16 protein-coding genes are annotated in these 19,094 nt (G+C 73.8%); 12 read left to right on the forward strand and 4 right to left on the reverse strand.

Features of this window, described 5'->3' with window-relative positions; translation table 11 throughout:
• Positions 1 to 284: 284 nt before the first annotated feature.
• The gene (locus AC0666_RS25255; protein WP_468972277.1) at positions 285 to 1,130 is read left to right on the forward strand and encodes a tetratricopeptide repeat protein; all 846 of its coding nucleotides are present in this window, start codon (positions 285 to 287) and stop codon (positions 1,128 to 1,130) included.
• 82 nt (positions 1,131 to 1,212) lie between these two features.
• Here AC0666_RS25255 and AC0666_RS25260 read toward each other — a convergent pair whose 3' ends face one another.
• The gene (locus AC0666_RS25260) at positions 1,213 to 2,484 is read right to left on the reverse strand and encodes a DUF1015 family protein (protein WP_468585862.1); all 1,272 of its coding nucleotides are present in this window, start codon (positions 2,482 to 2,484) and stop codon (positions 1,213 to 1,215) included.
• Positions 2,485 to 2,627: 143 nt separating this feature from the next.
• On the opposite strand from AC0666_RS25260, the gene AC0666_RS25265 reads away from it, so the two are divergent.
• From AC0666_RS25265 to AC0666_RS25280, 4 genes are all read left to right on the forward strand, one after another.
• Positions 2,628 to 3,659, forward strand: coding sequence for an HAD-IIA family hydrolase (locus AC0666_RS25265; RefSeq protein WP_468972113.1), 1,032 nt, complete (start codon positions 2,628 to 2,630; stop codon positions 3,657 to 3,659).
• 79 nt (positions 3,660 to 3,738) lie between these two features.
• Entirely contained in the window at positions 3,739 to 4,785 is a 1,047-nt protein-coding gene (locus AC0666_RS25270) for a FecCD family ABC transporter permease (RefSeq protein ID WP_468972114.1), read from the forward strand.
• Positions 4,782 to 5,843, forward strand: a complete 1,062-nt coding sequence (locus AC0666_RS25275) for a FecCD family ABC transporter permease (RefSeq protein ID WP_468585865.1) — start codon at positions 4,782 to 4,784, stop codon at positions 5,841 to 5,843. Before AC0666_RS25270 ends, AC0666_RS25275 begins: the two co-directional genes overlap by 4 nt.
• Positions 5,840 to 6,697 (forward strand): ABC transporter ATP-binding protein, encoded by an 858-nt coding sequence (locus AC0666_RS25280; RefSeq protein WP_468972118.1) that lies wholly within the window; start codon positions 5,840 to 5,842, stop codon positions 6,695 to 6,697. Before AC0666_RS25275 ends, AC0666_RS25280 begins: the two co-directional genes overlap by 4 nt.
• Here the strand turns inward: AC0666_RS25280 and AC0666_RS25285 are convergent.
• Positions 6,681 to 7,028 (reverse strand): alkyl sulfatase C-terminal domain-containing protein, encoded by a 348-nt coding sequence (locus AC0666_RS25285; protein ID WP_361725271.1) that lies wholly within the window; start codon positions 7,026 to 7,028, stop codon positions 6,681 to 6,683. The two genes, AC0666_RS25280 and AC0666_RS25285, sit on opposite strands and share 17 nt — an antisense overlap.
• A 65-nt stretch (positions 7,029 to 7,093) precedes the next feature.
• Here AC0666_RS25285 and AC0666_RS25290 point away from each other — a divergent pair, with 65 nt between their 5' ends.
• From AC0666_RS25290 to AC0666_RS25310, 5 genes are all read left to right on the forward strand, one after another.
• A complete protein-coding gene (locus tag AC0666_RS25290) occupies positions 7,094 to 7,426 on the forward strand; it encodes a hypothetical protein (RefSeq protein ID WP_478708349.1) in 333 nt (110 codons plus the stop codon).
• Positions 7,427 to 7,433: 7 nt separating this feature from the next.
• The gene (locus tag AC0666_RS25295; RefSeq protein WP_468972124.1) at positions 7,434 to 8,249 is read left to right on the forward strand and encodes a TlyA family RNA methyltransferase; all 816 of its coding nucleotides are present in this window, start codon (positions 7,434 to 7,436) and stop codon (positions 8,247 to 8,249) included.
• The gene (locus AC0666_RS25300; protein ID WP_468972126.1) at positions 8,246 to 9,208 is read left to right on the forward strand and encodes an NAD kinase; all 963 of its coding nucleotides are present in this window, start codon (positions 8,246 to 8,248) and stop codon (positions 9,206 to 9,208) included. Before AC0666_RS25295 ends, AC0666_RS25300 begins: the two co-directional genes overlap by 4 nt.
• Before the next feature lie 117 nt (positions 9,209 to 9,325).
• Positions 9,326 to 11,044 (forward strand): DNA repair protein RecN, encoded by a 1,719-nt coding sequence (recN, locus tag AC0666_RS25305; protein WP_361725301.1) that lies wholly within the window; start codon positions 9,326 to 9,328, stop codon positions 11,042 to 11,044.
• A gap of 183 nt (positions 11,045 to 11,227) precedes the next feature.
• Entirely contained in the window at positions 11,228 to 12,337 is a 1,110-nt protein-coding gene (locus tag AC0666_RS25310) for a glycosyltransferase family 4 protein (protein WP_478708350.1), read from the forward strand.
• A 289-nt stretch (positions 12,338 to 12,626) separates the two neighbouring features.
• Here AC0666_RS25310 and AC0666_RS25315 read toward each other — a convergent pair whose 3' ends face one another.
• Positions 12,627 to 14,252 carry a PucR family transcriptional regulator gene (locus AC0666_RS25315; protein ID WP_478708351.1) on the reverse strand — a complete coding sequence of 542 codons (1,626 nt, stop codon included), beginning with the start codon at positions 14,250 to 14,252 and terminating at the stop codon, positions 12,627 to 12,629.
• Positions 14,253 to 14,435: 183 nt separating this feature from the next.
• Between AC0666_RS25315 and AC0666_RS25320 the strand changes: the two genes are divergently transcribed.
• Together AC0666_RS25320 and AC0666_RS25325 are read left to right on the forward strand one after the other, a co-directional pair.
• Complete coding sequence (locus AC0666_RS25320) at positions 14,436 to 15,977, forward strand: APC family permease (RefSeq protein WP_468972130.1); 1,542 nt, start codon at positions 14,436 to 14,438, stop codon at positions 15,975 to 15,977.
• Between the two features lie 19 nt (positions 15,978 to 15,996).
• A complete protein-coding gene (locus AC0666_RS25325) occupies positions 15,997 to 17,637 on the forward strand; it encodes a flavin monoamine oxidase family protein (protein WP_468972132.1) in 1,641 nt (546 codons plus the stop codon).
• Positions 17,638 to 17,649: 12 nt separating this feature from the next.
• Here AC0666_RS25325 and AC0666_RS25330 read toward each other — a convergent pair whose 3' ends face one another.
• Entirely contained in the window at positions 17,650 to 19,032 is a 1,383-nt protein-coding gene (locus AC0666_RS25330; protein ID WP_468972134.1) for an FAD-binding oxidoreductase, read from the reverse strand.
• Positions 19,033 to 19,094: the final 62 nt, after the last annotated feature.

Consider the following 19,094-nt stretch of genomic DNA (forward strand, 5'->3'; position numbering starts at 1 on the left):
GTGACGACCGCGGTGAGCGCCCCTCCTATCCCCGCCGTGACGACGACCGCGGTGGACGTCCGTCCTACCCCCGTCGGGACGACGAGCGCGGTGGCCACCGCGGCGGCCGTGACGACCGCGGCGGCGACCGCGGAGGGTTCCGCGGGCGGGACGACCGGGGTGGCTTCCGCGGCGGTCGCGACGACCGTGGCGGCGACCGCGACTTCCGGGCGGACCGTGACCGGGACCCGGTCAAGCGGCTGCCGATCGACGAGGACGTCACCGGTCTGGAGATCGACTCCGATGTGCGCCAGGAACTCCTGAGCCTGCCCAAGGGGCTGGCCGAGGAAGTCTCCCGCAACCTGGTGATGGTGGCCCGGCTCATCGACGAGGACCCGGAGAAGGCGTACGCGTACTCGCGCATCGCCCTGCGGCTGGCCTCCCGCGTCGCCGCCGTCCGCGAGGCCGCCGGCTTCGCGGCGTACGCCACCCAGAAGTACAGCGAGGCGCTCGCCGAGTTCCGCGCCGCCAAGCGCATGACCGGTTCCGTCGAGCTGTGGCCCGTCATGGCCGACTGCGAGCGCGGCCTCGGCCGTCCGGAGCGGGCGCTGGCCATGGCCGGTGAGCCCGAGGTGCAGAAGCTGGACAAGGCCGGCCAGGTCGAGATGCGGCTGGTTGCGGCCGGTGCCCGCCGGGACATGGGGCAGCTGGACGCCGCCATCGTGACCCTGCAGAGCCCGGAGCTGGCTTCGAACGCCGTCCAGCCGTGGACGGCGCGTCTGCGGTACGCCTACGCCGACGCCCTGCTGGCCGCCGGTCGTGAGGACGAGGCGCGCGAGTGGTTCGCCAAGACCGTCGAGGCGGACAAGGACGGGGCGATGGACGCCTCCGACCGGCTCGCCGAGCTGGACGGGGTCGAGTTCGTCGACGCGCTGGACCTGGCCGACGAGGACGAGGACGACGACGAGCAGGACGCCGCCGAGGTGGCTGCCGCCGAGCGTGCCTCCGACCAGGCGGAGTACTACGACGAGGACGACGACGAGTACGAGCCGCTGGAGCAGTCCGAGGCGGACGTCGATGTCGACGTCACCGACGAGGTCGTCGCCGACGTCGAGGAAGACGACGTGGACGAGGCCGACGACAAGGCCTGAGCCGTGGCGTGACGTGATGTGACATGGAGAAGGGCGGCACCCCCCAGGGGTGCCGCCCTTCTCCATGTCCTGGCCCGGCTGCTCAGTCCAGGCTGCGCAGCACCAGGCCGGTGGCCGGTTTCGGGCCGAACGAGGTGGACTTGCGGGGCATCGTGACGCCCTGGCGGGCCAGGTCCCGTACGACCGCCTCCCGCACCGGATGCAGCAGGACCGCGGTGCCGCCGTGGCGTTCGGCCATCGCCACGGTGGCCGCGGCGTCGTGGATGTAGGTGATCTGGTCGGGGGCGTCGGGAATCTGCCACAGGGCATCGAGCAGCGTCGCGTGCAGCACCGTCGCGTCGAGGCGGCGCCACGCCTCGGGGCGGTCGTGGCGGACGGTGCGCTCCAGGAGGTCCAGGTCCGGGTCGGTGACCAGGTGGAAGGTGCCGTCGCCGGTGAGGAGGAAGGCGTTGCCCCGTTCCGCGGCGTCCGCGAGGGCCTCCAGCGCGAGCGGCAGCGGGCCTTCGACGCGGCGGACCCGGAAGTGTCCCTCGACGCTCGCCAGGGCGTCCGCGACGGGGAGGCGGCGCAGCATCCGGTGGATGGCGCGGACCTGGAGCGGGTAGCGGGCGGTGTCGACGAGGAGGACCAGGCCGAAGTCCCAGGCGGTGGGGGAGCGGTGCTCCTCCTGGAGGCGCAGGTACGTCGCCCAGCGGTGGTGGCCGTCGGCGATGAGGGCCTGGCGGTGGCCGAGGTCGCGGGTGACGGCGGCCAGGTCGGCGGGGTCGGTGACGGCCCAGAGGCGGTGCTGCATGCCGTCCTCGGTGGTGGTGGCGAGCAGCGGGGCTCCCGCGGCGGTGCGCTCGACGACCTCCGCCGCTCCGGCATCCTGGTCGTCGCCGAGGTAGGTGAGGAGCAGGGGTTCGAGGTTCGCGGAGGCGGCCCGCATCAGCCCGGCCCGGTCGGTGACCACGTCGGGCATGACGTCCTCGTGGGGGAGGACGATCCCGGCGTCGGCCTTCGAGAGGGCGAGGGCGCCGATGATGCCGCGTTGCAGCAGGCCGGCCCTGCGCTGCTCGTAGACGTACAGCGCGGGCTCGGGATCGGCGCTGAGGACGCCCTTGTCGATCCATTCGCGCAGGGTGCGGGCGGCCTGTTCGTTGCGGGCGGCCGGGGTGTCGGCCTGGGGGAGGATCAGGCGGACGATGTTGTGCGGGTCGGCGGATTCGAGGTAGTCGACTCCGTCGGGGCGTACGACCACGTCGTACGGCGGTGAGGTGACGGCCGCCAGGCTGCCGACACGCTCCGGGACATAGCGCAGTCCGGGGAAGGGGATCAGGCGCAGTCCGTGCTCCGCGGTGCCAGATGTGGTCATTGGTGCATGGTAAGACGCGTCTCGCGATGCGGGATGATCGGGGGAGCAACGCGGCAGTGCACACAGGGTCGAGAGCGGTTGAATTCCGGCCGAACACCGGTCACCGATCGGTCGACGGTCGAAGCGGAGAGGGAGCGGACAGGATGACCCGGCAGAGCAGGACCAGTCCGGCAGGCAGCGAGCGGAGCCTGCACCAGGCGTACGACACGGCCCTGCTGGACCTGGACGGAGTCGTGTACGCGGGCGGCGAGGCGATCGCGTACGCGGTGGAGTCGCTGGCCGAGGCCCGGTCCGGGGGGATGCACCTCGCGTACGTCACCAACAACGCGCTGCGGACGCCGGACGTCGTGGCGGAGCACCTGTGCGAGCTGGGCGTCCCGGCCGGGGCGGGCGATGTGATCACCTCGGCGCAGGCGGTGGCCCGGCTGATCTCGGAGCAGGTGGAGCCGGGGTCGAAGGTGCTGGTGGTCGGCGGGGAGGGGCTGCGGGTCGCACTGCGCGAGCGGGGGCTGGTGCCGGTGGACTCGGCCGACGAGGAGGGCCTCGCGGCGGTCGTCCAGGGCTACGGGGGTCCCGATCTGCCGTGGGGGCGCTTCATGGAGGCCTCGTACGCCGTCAACCGGGGGGTGCCGTGGTACGCGTCGAACACGGACCTGACGATCCCGCAGGCGCGGGGGATCGCGCCGGGCAACGGTGCCGCGGTGGAGGTGGTACGGATCGCCACGGGCGCGGAGCCGCAGGTGGCGGGCAAGCCGCTGCCCCCGATGCACCGCGAGACCGTCCTGCGCACCGGTGCCAAGCGGCCGCTGGTGGTGGGCGACCGGCTGGACACCGACATCGAGGGCGCGTTCAACGGGGGCGTCGACTCGCTTCTGGTGCTGACCGGCATCGCGGACGGCGCGGAGCTGCTGCGGGCCGAGCCGAAGCACCGGCCGACCTACGTGGACCGGGACCTGCGCGGGCTGCTCACCCCGCAGCCGGAGGTCGAGGCGGTGGCCGACGGCTTCCGGTGCGGGGGCTGGACCGCGGCCGCGCAGGACGGCGTACTGGAACTGCGGGGCGAGGGCGAGGCGCTCGACGGGCTGCGGGCGCTGTGTGCGGCGGCCTGGACCGAGGCGGGGGAGGGGTCCTGCGGTCTGGACGGCGGCAAGGCGCTGGCCAGGCTGGGGCTTTAGCCGGCGCGGCCCAGGGGGCTGAGCCTCCCACGCCTCCGCCCGGACGAAGGTGTACACAGGGTAGGCTAACCTAAGTTGCGTGTTGGTCGAGAGTCTCCCCGAACAGAGCGCGGCGCCCGTCGCCGCCCTCCGCGCGCGCCGTACTGCGCGCGCTGCCGGTCTGCTGGGCGCCCTCGCGGTGTTGGCCGCCATTGCGGTGGCGAGCATCGCCGTGGGCGCCAGGCAGATGCCCCTCGACCAGGTCTGGCACGGCCTGTTCCACTACTCGGGCACGCCCTCCGACGTGGTCGTGCGCGATCTGCGGATCCCGCGCACCCTGCTGGGGCTGATGGTGGGCCTGGCACTCGGCCTGTCCGGCGCCGTGATGCAGGCGCTGACCCGCAATCCGCTGGCCGAGCCCGGCATCCTCGGCGTCAACGCGGGCGCCGCCGCCGCCGTGGTCTCGGCCGTCAGCTTCCTCGGGGCGTCCACGCTCCGCGAGTTCGTCTGGTGGGCCTTCCTCGGCGCCGCCGTCGTCTCCGTCGTCGTGTACGTCCTCGGCGGCAGCCGCAGCGCGACGCCCGTACGCCTCGCGCTCGCCGGTACGGCGGCCAGCGCGGCCCTGGTCGGCTACATCAACGCCGTTCAGCTGGTGGACAGCAAGGCACTGGACAAGCTCCGCTTCTGGACGGTGGGTTCACTGGCCTCCGCGAACTTGGACACCGTCCGCCAGGTGGCGCCCTTCCTGCTCGCCGGCGCGGTGCTCGCACTGTCGCTGGGCCGGCCGCTCAACGCGATGGCCATGGGCGACGACACCGCGCGGGCGCTGGGCGCGCACCTGACGCGCACCCGGATCGGTGCCATGGCCGCCATCACCCTGCTGTGCGGGGCGGCGACCGCGGCCTGCGGGCCGATCGTCTTCATCGGCCTGATGATCCCGCACCTGGTGCGGCTCCTGACCGGACCCGACATGCGGTGGGTGCTCGCCTACTCGGCGGTGCTCTCGCCCGTCCTGCTGCTCGGCGCCGACATCATCGGCCGGGTCGTCACCCGGCCCGCCGAGCTCCAGGTCGGCATCGTCACCGCGCTCGTCGGCGGGCCCGTCTTCATCCATCTCGTCCGGCGCAAGAGGACGGCCCAGCTGTGAGGGTGGGACTGCCCGTGCACCGGCCCGGATCCCGGGTGCTGCGCGGCCCCGGCGGCACGTCCCTGCGGGTGGAGCCGCGTGCGCTGGCGGTGGGGGTGCTGCTCGCCGCCGCCGCGCTGGCCATGGCCGTGCTGCTGATCGGCACCGGCGACTTCGAGATCGCCCCGCGGGACGTCGTACGGACCCTGCTGGGCAACGGCACGCCCGCGCACGAATTCGTCGTACGCGACCTGCGGCTGCCGCGGGTCCTGGTCGCCCTGCTGGTCGGCGCGGCCCTCGGCATGGCCGGAGCGGTCTTCCAGTCCGTCTCCCGCAACCCCCTCGGCTCGCCCGACCTGCTCGGGTTCGGGTACGGCTCGGCCGTCGGCGCGCTCACCGTGATCATCGTGTTCAAGGGGGGTGCCTCGGCGGTGGCGGCGGGGGCGCTGGCGGGCGGGCTGCTCACCGGGGCCGCCGTCTACCTGCTCTCGTACAAGCGGGGCATCCACGGCTACCGGCTGGTCCTCGTCGGCATCGGCACATCCGCCCTGCTGGTCGCCGCCATCAACTACCTGCTGACCACCTCGCAGCTGGTCGACGCCACTCGCGCGATGGTCTGGCTGACCGGCTCGCTCTCCGGCCGGGACTGGGCCCAGGTGTGGCCGCTGCTGGCGGCCTGCGCGGTGCTGTTCCCGCTGGTCCTCGGGCAGAGCCGGGCCCTGCGGCTGATCGAGATGGGCGACGACGCCGCGTACGCCCTCGGGGTGCGGGTGGAACGCACCCGGATGCTGCTGATGCTGGCGGCCGTCCTGCTGACCACCGCGGCCGCCGCCGCGGCCGGGCCCATCAGCTTCGTCGCCCTGGCCGCACCCCAGCTGGCCCGGCGCCTGACCCGGTCTCCCGGGTCGAACCTGCTCACCGGCGCGCTGATGGGCTCCGTCCTGCTGCTGGTGTCCGACTGGGCCTCGCAGCGGGTCTTCGGCGCCGACCAGCTGCCGGTGGGTGTGGTGACCGGGCTGGTGGGCGGCGTCTACTTGCTGTGGTTGCTCGTCGCCGAGCGCAGGGCGGGACGGATATGACCGACTCAAGGAGTACGCACGTGCAGCGGCTGACCGCGCAGAACCTGACCCTCGGCTATGAGCGGAGGGTCATCGCCGAGAACCTGTCGGTGGAGATCCCCGACCACTCCTTCACGGTGATCGTCGGCCCGAACGCCTGCGGCAAGTCCACGCTGCTGCGCGCCCTGTCGCGGATGCTGAAGCCTTCCTCCGGGCGGGTGCTGCTCGACGGGCGGGCCATCGGAACGCTCCCGGCGAAGAAGGTCGCGCGGACGCTCGGGCTGCTCCCGCAGTCCTCGACCGCGCCGGACGGGATCACGGTCGCCGACCTGGTCTCCCGCGGCCGCCACCCGCACCAGGGGCTGTTGCGGCAGTGGTCGCCCGAGGACGAGCGGATCGTCGTCGAGTCGATGACCGCCACCGGGGTGGCCGATCTCGCGGACCGGGCGGTGGACGAGCTGTCGGGCGGGCAGCGCCAGCGGGTGTGGATCGCGATGGCGCTGGCCCAGCAGACGCCGCTGCTGCTGCTGGACGAGCCGACGACGTACCTGGACATCCAGCACCAGATCGACGTGCTGGACCTCTGCGCCGAACTGCACGAGACGCAGGGGCGGACCCTGGTCGCCGTGCTGCACGACCTCAACCACGCCGCCCGCTACGCCACGCACCTGATCGCGATGCGCGGCGGGGAGGTCGTCGCGGAGGGGCCGCCGGCCGAGGTGGTGACGGCGGAACGGGTGGAGAAGGTGTTCGGGCTGCGCTGCCAGGTCATCGAAGACCCCGAGACGGGCACCCCGCTGGTGGTCCCCGCGGCCCGCCGGCGCGGCACGGGCGCCGGGGCGCGCCCCGGGGCGGGGGTCACAGCAGGCTCTTGAGCCGGAGCAGGTCGCGCAGGCCGGCCTCCAGCTTCACGCGGCCGGAGGCCCAGGCCTTGGCGAAACGCAGCTCTCCCGCGACCAGGGCGACGAGGTCGTCGCCGGTCATGGCGAGCCGGATGTCGGCCTTGGCGGCGGGCGGGCCGGGGGTGAGCGCGTCGACCCGGATCCGGCCGCCGTCGAGACGGCCCGTGAAGGTGCGGTCCAGGTCGGTGATGTGGCAGCTCAGGGAGCGGTCGAGCGCGGCGGCGCCGCGCACGCCGCTGTCGGCCTGCGCCAGGTTCTCGGAGAGTTGGTCGAGTGCCGCCCGGCACTCCTCGATCGTAGCCATCGTGATCTCGACCGTACCGCAGAGCCGCGGGTGGTCGCCCCCGCGCTTCGCGGTAGCGTCGGGGCATGACCGACGAACTGTCCGCAGGGCCCGAGGAGGCTGCCGGGGGATCCCGGCCCGAGGCCGGGGACGCAGGGGCTGCCGAGCCCGGCGGGGCTGCCGGGGCCGGAGGGGTTGCTGAGGCCGCCGGCCCCGCCGATCCCGCGCCGCTGGGGCTCGTCCGGACGCCCACCGGGCACCCGGACGTGGACGCGCACCTGGAGCGGCTGGCGGATGCCGACCACCTCCCGGCGGACGGGCACGTCGAGGTGTACGAGGATGTGCACAGGGGGTTGCGCGACGCGCTGACCGCGCTGGACGCACCGCCCGTCCCGGGACCGTACGAAAACAGGAGCTGAACCGAACGTGGCAGGAGTGGCACGCCGCCGCCTGGACGCCGAACTGGTACGCCGCAGCATGGCCCGCTCGCGCGAGCACGCCGCCCAGCTGATCGCCGCGGGCCGGGTGACCGTCGGCGGCGCCACCGCGACCAAAGCGGCCACCCAGGTGGAGACCAGCGCGGCCCTGGTGGTCCTGAAGGACGACAGCGACCCCGACTACGTCTCCCGGGGCGGCCACAAGCTCGCGGGCGCGCTGGCGGCGTTCCAGCCGCAGGGGCTGGTCGTCGAGGGCCGCCGGGCGCTGGACGCCGGCGCCTCCACCGGCGGCTTCACCGATGTGCTGTTGCGGGCGGGCGTCGCCCACGTGATGGCCGTCGACGTCGGCTACGGGCAGCTCGCCTGGTCGCTGCAGAGCGACGACCGGGTCACCGTGAAGGACCGGACGAACGTCCGGGAGCTGACCTTGGAGCAGATCGACGGCATTCCGGTCGACCTGGTCGTCGGCGACCTGTCCTTCATCTCGATCGGGTTGGTGCTGCCGGCGCTCGTGCGCTGCTGCGCCCCCGACGCGGATCTGGTGCTGATGGTCAAGCCCCAGTTCGAGGTCGGCAAGGACCGGCTAGGCAGCGGCGGCGTGGTCCGCAGTCCGGAGCTGCGGGCGGAGGCCGTACGGGAGGTCGCGGCGCAGGCCGCGAAGCTGGGGCTGGGCGTTCTCGGGGTGACCGCGAGTCCGCTGCCCGGACCCTCGGGCAACGTCGAGTACTTTCTGTGGCTGCGGGCGGGGGCACCGGCACTCGACCCGGCGGATGTCGACCGTGCAGTGGTGGAGGGGCCGCAGTGACAGGTACATCTACAACAGGTACATCTACGACGGGTACGTCTACACCGGACGCACCGGACACCGGGCGGGGGCGGACCGTCTTCCTGCTCGCGCACACCGGGCGGCCGGCGGCCATCCGCAGTGCCGAGCTGGTCGTGCAGGGGCTGCTGAAGAGCGGTCTGGGGGTACGGGTCCTGGAGCACGAGGCCCAGGACCTGCCGCTGCCGCCCGAGGTGGAGCTGGTCACCGAGACCACACCGGACGTGCTGGACGGCTGCGAGCTGCTGGTGGTGCTGGGCGGCGACGGGACCCTGCTGCGCGGTGCGGAGTACGCGCGCAGCTCGGGCGTGCCGATGCTGGGCGTGAACCTGGGCCGGGTGGGCTTCCTCGCCGAGGCCGAGCGGGACGACTTGGACAAGGTCGTCGACCGGGTGGTGACGCGCGCGTACGAGGTCGAGGAGCGGATGACCCTCGACGTGGTCGTCCGGTCCAACGGCGATGTCGTCCACCGCGACTGGGCGCTGAACGAGGCCGCCGTCCAGAAGGTGTCCCCCGAGCGGATGCTGGAGGTGGTCCTGGAGATCGACGGGCGGCCGGTGTCCGGCTTCGGCTGCGACGGGATCGTCTGCGCGACCCCGACCGGCTCGACGGCGTACGCCTTCTCCGCGGGCGGGCCGGTGGTCTGGCCCGAGGTGGAGGCCCTGCTGATGGTGCCGATCAGTGCGCACGCGCTCTTCGCGAAGCCGCTGGTGACCTCGCCGCAGTCGGTGCTCGCGGTGGAGGTGCAGGCCGGGGTCCCGCACGGGGTGCTGTGGTGCGACGGGCGCCGGATGCTGGAGCTGCCCGCGGGGGCGCGGGTGGAGGTCCGGCGGGGTGCGGTGCCGGTGCGGCTCGCCCGGCTGCACCACGCGTCGTTCACGGACCGGCTGGTGGCGAAGTTCGCGCTGCCCGTGTCGGGGTGGCGCGGGGCGCCGCACTGAGACCGGCCGAGAGGGAGCCGGCGCGTCGCTAATAGCACACCCGTACGAAGATTTCCTCGCGGGTGACGTCACATGGCACCGGGGAAACCTCGGTATGGTCGTCCCGTGCTTGAGGAGATGCGGATACGGTCGCTCGGGGTCATCGACGACGCGGTGGTCGAGCTGTCGCCCGGTTTCACCGCGGTGACCGGCGAGACCGGCGCCGGCAAGACGATGGTTGTCACCAGCCTCGGACTGCTGCTCGGCGGGCGTGCCGACCCGGCGCTGGTACGGATCGGGGCCAAGGCGGCGGTCGTGGAGGGCCGTATCGTCCTGCGCCCCGACGCGCCCGCCGCCGTACGGGCCGAGGAGGCCGGGGCCGAGCTCGACGACGGCGCCCTGCTGATCAGCCGGACCGTCTCCGCCGAGGGGCGCTCGCGCGCCCACGTCGGCGGCCGCTCCGTGCCCGTCGGCCTGCTCGGCGAACTCGCGGACGACCTCGTCGCCGTGCACGGGCAGACCGACCAGCAGGGCCTGCTGCGGCCCGCCCGGCAGCGGCAGGCCCTCGACCGGTACGCCGGGGACGCCGTCGCGGTCCCGCTGGAGAAGTACGGGGCCGCCTACCGGCGGCTGCGCGCGGTCTCCGCCGAGCTGGAGGAGATCACCACCCGGGCCCGGGAACGGGCCCAGGAGGCGGACCTGCTGCGCTTCGGCCTGGAGGAGATCGCGGCCGTGGAGCCGCTGGCCGGGGAGGACGCCGAACTGGCGGCCGAGGCGGAGCGGCTCGGCCACGCCGAATCGCTGGCCTCGGCGGCGCAGATCGCGCACGCCGCGCTCGCCGGCGACGTGGAGGACCCCGAGGGCGTCGACGCGAACACGCTCGTCGCGGGCGCGCACCGGGCCCTGGAAGCCGTACGCTCCCACGACCCGGCCCTCGGCGCGCTCGCCGAGCGGATCGGCGAGCTGGGCATCCTGCTGTCCGACGTGGCCGGGGAGCTGGCGGGCTACGCCGACAACCTGGACGCCGACCCGCTGCGCCTCGCGGCCGTGGAGGAGCGGCGGGCCGCGCTGAGCCAGCTGACGCGCAAGTACGGCGACTCGATCGACTCCGTACTGGAGTGGGCCGAGAAGGGCTCGGCGCGGCTGCTGGAACTGGACGGCGACGACGAGCGGATCTCCGAGCTCACCGCCGAACGGGACGGCCTGCGCGCCGAACTCTCGCAGCTGGCCCAGGCGTTGACCGACGCCCGGGTGGAGGCCGCGACGCGGTTCGGCTCCGCGGTGACGCAGGAGCTGGCCTCGCTCGCGATGCCGCACGCGCGGGTGACGATCGACATCCGGCAGGTGGAGGACCCCGACGGGGTGGAGGTCGCCGGCCGAACCGTGGCCTACGGGCCCTCGGGCGCGGACGAGGTCGAACTGCTGCTGGCCCCGCACCCGGGTGCCCAGCCGAGGCCGATCGCCAAGGGCGCCTCGGGCGGTGAGCTGTCCCGGGTGATGCTGGCCGTGGAGGTCGTCTTCGCGGGCTCCGACCCGGTGCCTACGTACCTCTTCGACGAGGTCGACGCGGGCGTCGGCGGCAAGGCGGCGGTCGAGGTCGGGCGGCGTCTGGCGAAGCTGGCCAAGTCCGCGCAGGTCGTGGTCGTCACCCACCTCCCGCAGGTGGCGGCCTTCGCGGACCGGCAGCTGCTGGTGGAGAAGACCAACGACGGCTCGGTGACCAGGAGCGGCGTGACCGTCCTGGAAGGCGAGGACCGCATCCGCGAGCTGTCACGCATGCTGGCGGGCCACGAGGACTCGGTGTCCGCCCGCGCCCACGCCGAGGAACTCCTCGCGGCGGCCCGCGCCGACGCGTAGCGGACGGGCCCGGCGCGGGGACGCTGCCGGGCCTGCGGCCCGCCCCTGTACTCCATGTGGGTGAGGCTGGGGGGCGTGTGGCGGCATCTCGTACCGGATCCGTGCCCGTATGGTCCCGGAACGCGCGTGCGTACTGGCATTCTGGGCGTCGACTCTGCCTCCCTCACCCTGGAGCTTCGGCCCGTGAGCAGCTCCCCGGTCTCGACCCCGGTCCCCGCGCAGTCGTACGGGCGGCCGCCGCTGCGTACCGTCCAGGTGCTCGGGGGTGCCGGGGCGGGCAGTAGTGCGCATGTGCGGTCGCTGGCGACCGGGCTTGCCGCGCGCGGCGTGGGGGTCACGGTGTGCGCGTCGCCCGAGGCGGAGGGCGAGTACGACTTCACCGGCGCCGGGGCGCAGTTCACGCCCGACGCCGGCAGTGCGCTGCGAGCGGTGTGCGCGCACGCGGACGTGGTGCACGCGCACGGGGTGCGGGCCGGGATGCGGGCCGCGCTGGCGCTGCGGGGGCGCCGGGTGCCGCTGGTGGTGACCTGGCACGGGGGCGGCCCCGCCGCCGAAGGGCCGCTCGGGCGGCTGGGCCGGCTGCTGGAACGGCACGTGGCGCGGGCGGCGGCGGTGGTGCTGGGGGCCTCCTCCGACCAGGTCGCGCTGGCGCGTGCGCGGGGGGCGCGGGACGCGCGGCTCGCGCCGGTGGCGGTTCCCTCGGGCCCCGCGAGGCCGGTGGACCCCGGCAAGGTGCGGGCGGAACTCGGCGCGGTGGAACGCCCGTTGATCGTCGCGGTCGGGAGCCTGGTGCCGCACCGGGGGTACTCCGACCTGCTGGACGCGGCGCGGGCCTGGCGGGTGCTGGAGCCGGCGCCGCTGGTGGTGATCGCGGGGGAGGGCCCGCAACGGCCGGAGCTGTCGCGGCGGATCGAGGTGGAGGGCCTGCCGGTGCGGCTGCTCGGGCGGCGCCGCGACGCCGCTCAGCTGCTCGGCGCGGCGGACCTGGCGGTGCTGCCGAGCCGGTGGGAGGCGCGGTCGCTGCTGGCGCAGGAGGCGCTGCGCACCGGCGTGCCGCTGGTCGCCACCGCGGTCGGGGGCATGCCGGAACTGGTCGGCGACGCGGGCGTGCTGGTCCCGTACGGGGACGCGGGTGCACTGGCGTCGGCGGTGGTGAAACTGCTGGCGGAGCCGGACCGCAGGGCCGCCCTGTCGGCGGCGGGGCGCGCGCAGGCGGCGACCTGGCCGTCGGAGGACGACACGGTGGCGCAGGTGCTGTCGGTGTACGACGAGCTGACGGAACGCCGCAAGTAGCTCCGCCGGTGGCCGGGAGGCGGCGGGCCGGGCCCGCCGGCGTATCAGGCGGGAACGGTGGAAGGGCGGGTAGGGGACGGCCCCGTGCAGCGGCCGTACTCGCGGGCACCGAACGGACCCCGGGCCGGTCCCGGAGCCCCGCCCTCGGCGGGCGGAGTCGGCCGCAGCCTTGCGAAGCAGGGGCCGTCGCAGGGCTCGGAGCTGCCGCCGGAGGTCCGGCGGGCGGAGTCCGCCGCAGCGGCGTGAAGCCGGGAAGGCCGCCTGCGGCCGCAGCCGCGCGAGCGGCGCGTCAAGAAGGTGACGGCGTGTGGCGGCGGGCGCGGAGGGCCAGGCTGAGGGAGAGCACCGTCTCCGGGTCGTCCAGGTCCGTGCCCAGGAGCTCCGAGATCCGCGCCAGCCGGTTGTACAGCGTCTGCCGGTTCAGGTGCAGCTCGCGGGCCGTCTCCGCCTTGCGGCCCGCATGGGCCAGGTACGTCTCCAGGGTGGGCAGCAGCGGCGGGCGGGACGTCGTGTCGTGGACCCGCAGGGCCCCGATCGCGCGGTCCACGAACGCCGCCAGGTCCGGGTGCTCGCGCAGACGCCACAGCAGCAGGTCGATGTCCAGGCGCCGCGCGTCGTACCAGGGCCGGGCGGGCAAGCCGTGGGCCGCCGTCGCCGTTTCGGCCGCATGGCGCAGGCCCGACGAGGCCGCCGCCCAGCCGCCCGCCACGCCCACCACCACCGCCGGCGGGGCCGCGGCCCGGTCCAGGCCGGCCCGCTCCACGCCCGCGCGCAGCGCCGCAGCCACCCGGTCCGCGACCGCCGTGCGCTCCGACTCCGCCCGCAGGGAGACCAGCAGCGGCACCCGCCCCTCCACCGGGCGCACGCCCAGCAGCACCGGTACGCCGACCGAGGACAGCTCCTCCAGCACCGCGCGGGCCAGGACCGCCCAGTTGCCCGCCGGGCCGAGGTCGGCGGACAGCCGCATGACGACCGGGAGCAGCGGGCCGGGTCCGGGCTTGAAGCCGAGGACGCGGGCCTGCGCCGGGGCGTCCTCGGCCGAGATGCGGCCCTCCGCCAGGTCCGTCAGGAAGTCGCCGCGGCCGCGCGCGGCCAGTTCCTCCTCCTGGCGGGCCTGCATGAGGACGACGGCCAGCACCCCGGCCGTCCGCTCAGCCGCCATCCGGTGCACCGGGAGCAGAGGGGCGCAGACGCCCAGCAGGACGACCCGTGCGCGCACCGAGCCCGCCCCGTGGCCGCCGCCGGGGACGTCGACCACCACGGTGTTGGCCGAGGGCTCCGCCTCGCGCTGCCCCCGCAGCCCCTCCCAGACCTGCAGCGGGTCCGCGGCGGCCTCCCCGGAGACCGGGCCCGCCCCGTAGAGGAGTTGGCCGTCCGGAGTCTCCAAGAACACCGGGTTCCCGGTGAAGTCGGCCAGGATGCGCAGCACCTGCGGGATCCCGCCGCCGCCCAACAGGGCCTCCGTGCAGCGCCGGTGAACCTCCTCGGCCCGCTGGAGCAGCGCGTAGTGGCCGTTGACGATCTCGGTGTGGACTTCCTCCGTCACCGTCACGAAGGGGACCTCGCGGTGCAGTTGGACCAGCGGCAGCCCGGCCGCGCGGGCGGTGTCGACGAGGGTCGCCGGAAGGCGGGTGAAGCGCGGCCCCAGCTCCACCACCAGCGCGGCGATGCCCCGGTCCGCGAGGCGGCGTACGAAGGCGCGCTGCTCCGCGGGCCGGGTGCCCAGCCCCAGCCCCGTGGTCAGCAGCAGCTCCCCTCCCTTGAGCAGGGACGCGATGTTTGGCACCTCGCCCGCGTGCACCCAGCGCACCGTCCGGCCGAGGCGGTCGGCGCAGGCCACGACCTCCGGCAGCCCGCTGCGCAGCCCCGGCAGCTCCAGTGCCCGCTGAACGGTGATCCCGCCCTGGTTCTCCATAGCGCCGGACGCTACCGGCCTGCGTGTTCCCCGCACATCACCGGACGGTTACGGGGCCCGATTTGCCCCCGTCCGGCCCGACAACTCGTCGGCTCTGCACGGAGATTATCGGACCGCGTGCCGATTGTGGTGTGCGTCACGCACGGGGAGAGTGGCGCCCCTCCCGACAGGAACGAGGAAGCGATGAGCGCAGACACCGCCGACACACCGCCCCAGGCCACCGGAGCGGGGCAGGTTCCCCGGGTACAGCGGCTGAGGGCCAACTCCGTCGGCCTGGTCGGCGTCGTCTTCATGGCCGTCGCCACCGCCGCCCCCATCACCGCCATGACCGGCAACCTCCCCATCGCCGTCGGATTCGGCAACGGCACCGGCGCCCCGGCCGGATACCTCTTCGCGACCGCCGTCCTGACCGTCTTCGCGGTCGGCTACGTCGCCATGGCCAAGCGGATCACCGCCGCCGGCGCCTTCTACGGGTACATCTCGCACGGCCTCGGCCGGATCGCCGGCATGGCCTCCGGCATGCTCGCCGTCCTCGCCTACATCGTCTTCGAGGCCTCGATCGTCGGCGTCTTCTCCTACTTCGCCAAGACCACCGTCCACGACCAGCTCGGCGTCGACCTGCCGTGGATCGCCTACGCGGCCGGCATGCTGGCCGTCACGGCCGTCCTCGCGCACTTCGACATCAACCTCACCGCCAAGGCCCTCGGCGTGATGCTCGTCGCCGAGATCGCCGTCCTGTTCGCCGTCGCCACCGCGGTGCTCCTCGCCGGCGGCGGCCCGGACGGGATCCCGCTCGAACCCGTCAACCCGAAGAACGCCTTCACCGGCACCTCCGCCGGACTCGGCCTCTTCTTCGCCTTCTGGTCCTGGGTCGGCTTCGAGTCCACCGCCATGTACGGGGAGGAGTCCCGCAATCCGAAGCGGGTCATCCCCAGGGCCACCCTGATCTCCGTCATCGGCGTCGGCCTCTTCTACATCTACGTCTCCTGGATGACCATCGCGGGCAACGGCCTCGCCGCGTCCGTCGAACTGTCCGCCTCCAGCAGCCCCCTCGACCTCTTCTTCGCGCCGACCCGGACCTTCATCGGCGGCTGGGCCGTCAGCGCCTTCCAGTGGCTGCTGCTCACCGGCTCCTTCGCCTGCGGCATGGCCTTCCACCAGTGCGCCGCCCGCTACCTGTACGCCATCGGCCGCGAGGGCTTCCTGCACCCGGCGCTCGGCCGCACGCACCCCAGGCACGGCTCCCCGTACCTCTCCTCGGTCGTGCAGACCGCCATCGCCACCGCCCTGGTGGCGCTGTTCTGGCTCACCGGGCAGGACCCGTACATCCACCTGTACACGTTGCTCGCGATCCTCGGGACGATGGCGATCCTCATCGTCCAGACCCTCTGCTCCTTCGCCGTGATCGGCTACTTCCGCAGGAACCACCCCGAGGACCGGCACTGGTTCCGCACCTTCACCGCCCCGCTCCTCGGCGGGATCGCCATGGCCGCCGTCGTCGTCCTGCTCGTCGTCAACATGGAGACCGCGGCCGGTCTCGCCGCCGACTCCTTCTTCTTCACCCTGATCCCGTGGATCGTCGGCGTCGTCTTCTTCGGCGGGCTGGGGCTCGGCCTGTGGCTGAAGTTCAAGGCCCCCGAGCGCTACGAGATCATCGGCCGCGTCGTCCTGGAGGACTCCGCGGAACGCACCGAGGACCCCGCCCCCGCGTCCGCCACCCGCTGAATCCGACAGGAGCACCGCCATGGCCCGTACGCCCCTGATGCACGCGCTCCGGCAGCTGGCCGCCGAACACGCCGCCGCCCGCCGCCTCTCCCTGCCCGTCGCCGAGGTCCGCGGCCTCGGCCGCCGCGAGCTCCTCGGCCGCGCCGCCGCCCTCGGGCTCGGCACCGCCCTCGCCTCCTCCGGGCTCGGCTCCTCCCAGACCGCCCACGCCGCCGGAGCCCTCCCCGACAAGAAGCCCGTCACCCCCGCCCGCGTCGTGGTCGTCGGCGCCGGCATCTCGGGCCTGACCGCCGCCCTCACCCTCCAGGACGCGGGCGTCGGCTGCACGCTCTACGAGGCCAACCCGAGCCGGGTCGGCGGCCGGATGTACAGCCAGCGCTCGCACTGGGCGTACGGGCAGACCTCCGAGATCGGCGGTGAGCTGATCGACACCAGCCACAAGAAGATCCTGGAGCTCTGCCGCCGCTTCAACCTGCCCACCGAGGACTTCCTCGGCGGCGGCCCCAACGGCGCGGAGGAAGTCCTGTGGTTCAACGGGACCTACTACTCGCGCGCCCAGGCGGACGAGGACTTCAAGGCCGTCTACCAGGCGCTGCACCGCGACCTGGTCGAAGCCGGCGAGGTCTCCTGGAACTCCGCCACCCCGGCGGGTACCGCCCTCGACAACATGAGCCTGTACGAGTGGATCGAGACCCGTGTCCCCGGCGGCCACGGCTCGCAGCTCGGCCGCTTCATCGACGTCGCCTACAACGTCGAGTACGGCGCCGACACCGACCGGCAGTCCGCGCTCGCCCTGGTCCTGCTGATGGGTTACCAGCCCAACCCCGGCAACTTCAACGTCTGGGGCCTGTCCAACGAGCGCTACCACATCACCGGTGGCAACGACCAGCTGCCGAACGCCATCGCCAAGGCCCTGCCCGCCGGCTCCCTCGTGATGGGCCGCGAGCTGGTCGCCGTGCGCGTGGCCTCCGACGGCACCCAGACGCTCACCTTCAACGACGCGGGCTCCCTGCGCACCGTCACCGCCGACCACACCATCCTGTGCCTGCCGCTGCCGATCCTCCAGCGGATCGACCTCGGCGGCGCCGGCTTGGACCCGCTGATGAAGAACCTGCTGCGCGACGCCCGCATGGGCTTCTGCACCAAGCTCAACATGCAGTTCACCGCCCGCCCCTGGCGCGGCACCGGCCCCTGGCCCGGGGTCTCCGCCGGCGACTGCTTCACCGACTCCCCGGTCCAGCAGGTCTGGGACACCACCAAGGTCCAGCCGGGCACCGGCGGCATCCTGCTCCAGTACGGCGGCGGCAGCCTCGCCGGTGCACTCACCCCGGGGGCGCCGTTCTCCACCGAGAGCGACCCGTACGTACGCGAGCTCGCGGGCCGGGTGCTCACCGGGGTCGACGCCTTCTTCCCGGGCACCAAGGCCGTCTGGAACGGGCGGGCGCAGCTGTCCGCCTGGCACAAGAACCCGTACTCGTACGGCGCGTACTCGTACTGGCCGGTGGGCTACCTGCACCGGTACGCCAAGTACGAGGGCACCGCCCAGGGCCGCATCCACATCGGCGGCGAGCACTGCAGCTACGACTTCCAGGGCTTCATGGAAGGCGGCGCCACCGAGGGCGAGAGGGCGGCGCGCGAGGTGATCGCCGCCCTGTCGTGAACCGCCGGGCGCCTACGCCGGCTTGATGTTGTGGTTGAAGCGGAAGACGTTGTCCCGGTCGTACTCCCGCTTCACCGCCGCCAGCCGCCGCAGGTTCTCCTCGCCGAGGCCCGCGGCGACGCGCTCGGGACCCTCGTCCCCGGTGAAGTTGAGGTAGACCGCGCCGGTGCTCCACGGCCGGACGTCGGCGCGGACGTCCTTGACCCACTGCCTGCACCGCTCGTCGTCGGCCGGGTCCTCCCAGATCCCGAAGGGGTGCACCGCCCAGGGCGCGTCCCGGTACGCCACGGGGTACTCGGAGGGCCCGGCTGCGACGGCGCCGCCCTGGGGCCAGACGAGGTGCTGGGTGCCCGTCGGGACGGGCATGGTGTCGGCGCGGGCGCAGAAGACGTCGACCAGCTCGTCCGGCAGACCGGTGAGGTACTCGGCCGACCAGTAGTTCCGCATCCCGGGCGGGTCGTCGATCATGCACTGCAGATCGGCGTACGGGATGGCCGTCACCACCTCCGCCTCGTGCGGTATCGCCAGCAGCGGCTGGGCCAGCTTGCGCATCTCGTCCTCGGGACCCGCGTACGTCAGCAGCGCGCCCGCCAGCAGGCGCCCCACGAGGTGCGGGGGGACGAACTCCTCGGGCGGGCCGGTCATGTAGAGGGCCGCGCCGCTCGCCTCGGGCGGGCCGGCCTCGATGACGTCCCGGTACGTACGGACCACCTCGGGCCCGTTCTCCGGCAGGTACAGCAGCAGGGCGATCGACATCGCGGGCAGGTCGTGCAGCCGCAGGGTCAGCGAGGTGGCGACGCCGAAGTTCCCGCCGCCGCCGTGCAGGGCCCAGAACAGCTCGGGGTGCTCCTGCTCCGTCGCCTCCAGGACCGTTCCGTCGGCCGTCACCAGCTCGACGCCGAGGAGGTTGTCGACGGCCAGGCCGCAGACCCGGTCCAGCCAGCCCGAGCCGCCGCCCAGCACGAAGCCGCCGACCCCCGTCGTGGAGGCCCGGCCGCCGGTGGTGGCCAGCCCGTACGGTTCGCAGGCCCGGTCGAGGTGGCTCATCACGGCCCCGCCCTCGACCCGGACCGCCTTGGCCGCGGGATGGACCGTCACCTCGTGCATCCGGCGCAGGTCCACCACGACACCGCCGTCGTTGAGCGACATCCCGGCCACGCTGTGCCCGCCGCCGCGCACGGCGACGGGCAGGTCCAGCTCCCGGGCGAAGCGGACGGCGGTGACCACGTCGGCCACGCTCTCGCACTGGGCGATGACGGCCGGCCTGCGGTCGATCATCGCGTTGAAGACCCGGCGGGCCTCGTCGTACCCGGGATCGTCAGGGGCGAAGACCTCGCCGGACAGGTCCTCGCGGAGCGCGGCAAGCGCCGTGCCCGCCTTCGAGAGGGGCGCCATGGCTGCCCCCTTCCGCAGGGAGGGGCGTAGGACCATTCCAGCGTAGGCGGCCACCCCCGGGC

The organism is Streptomyces sp. NPDC043680 (genome assembly GCF_056436685.1).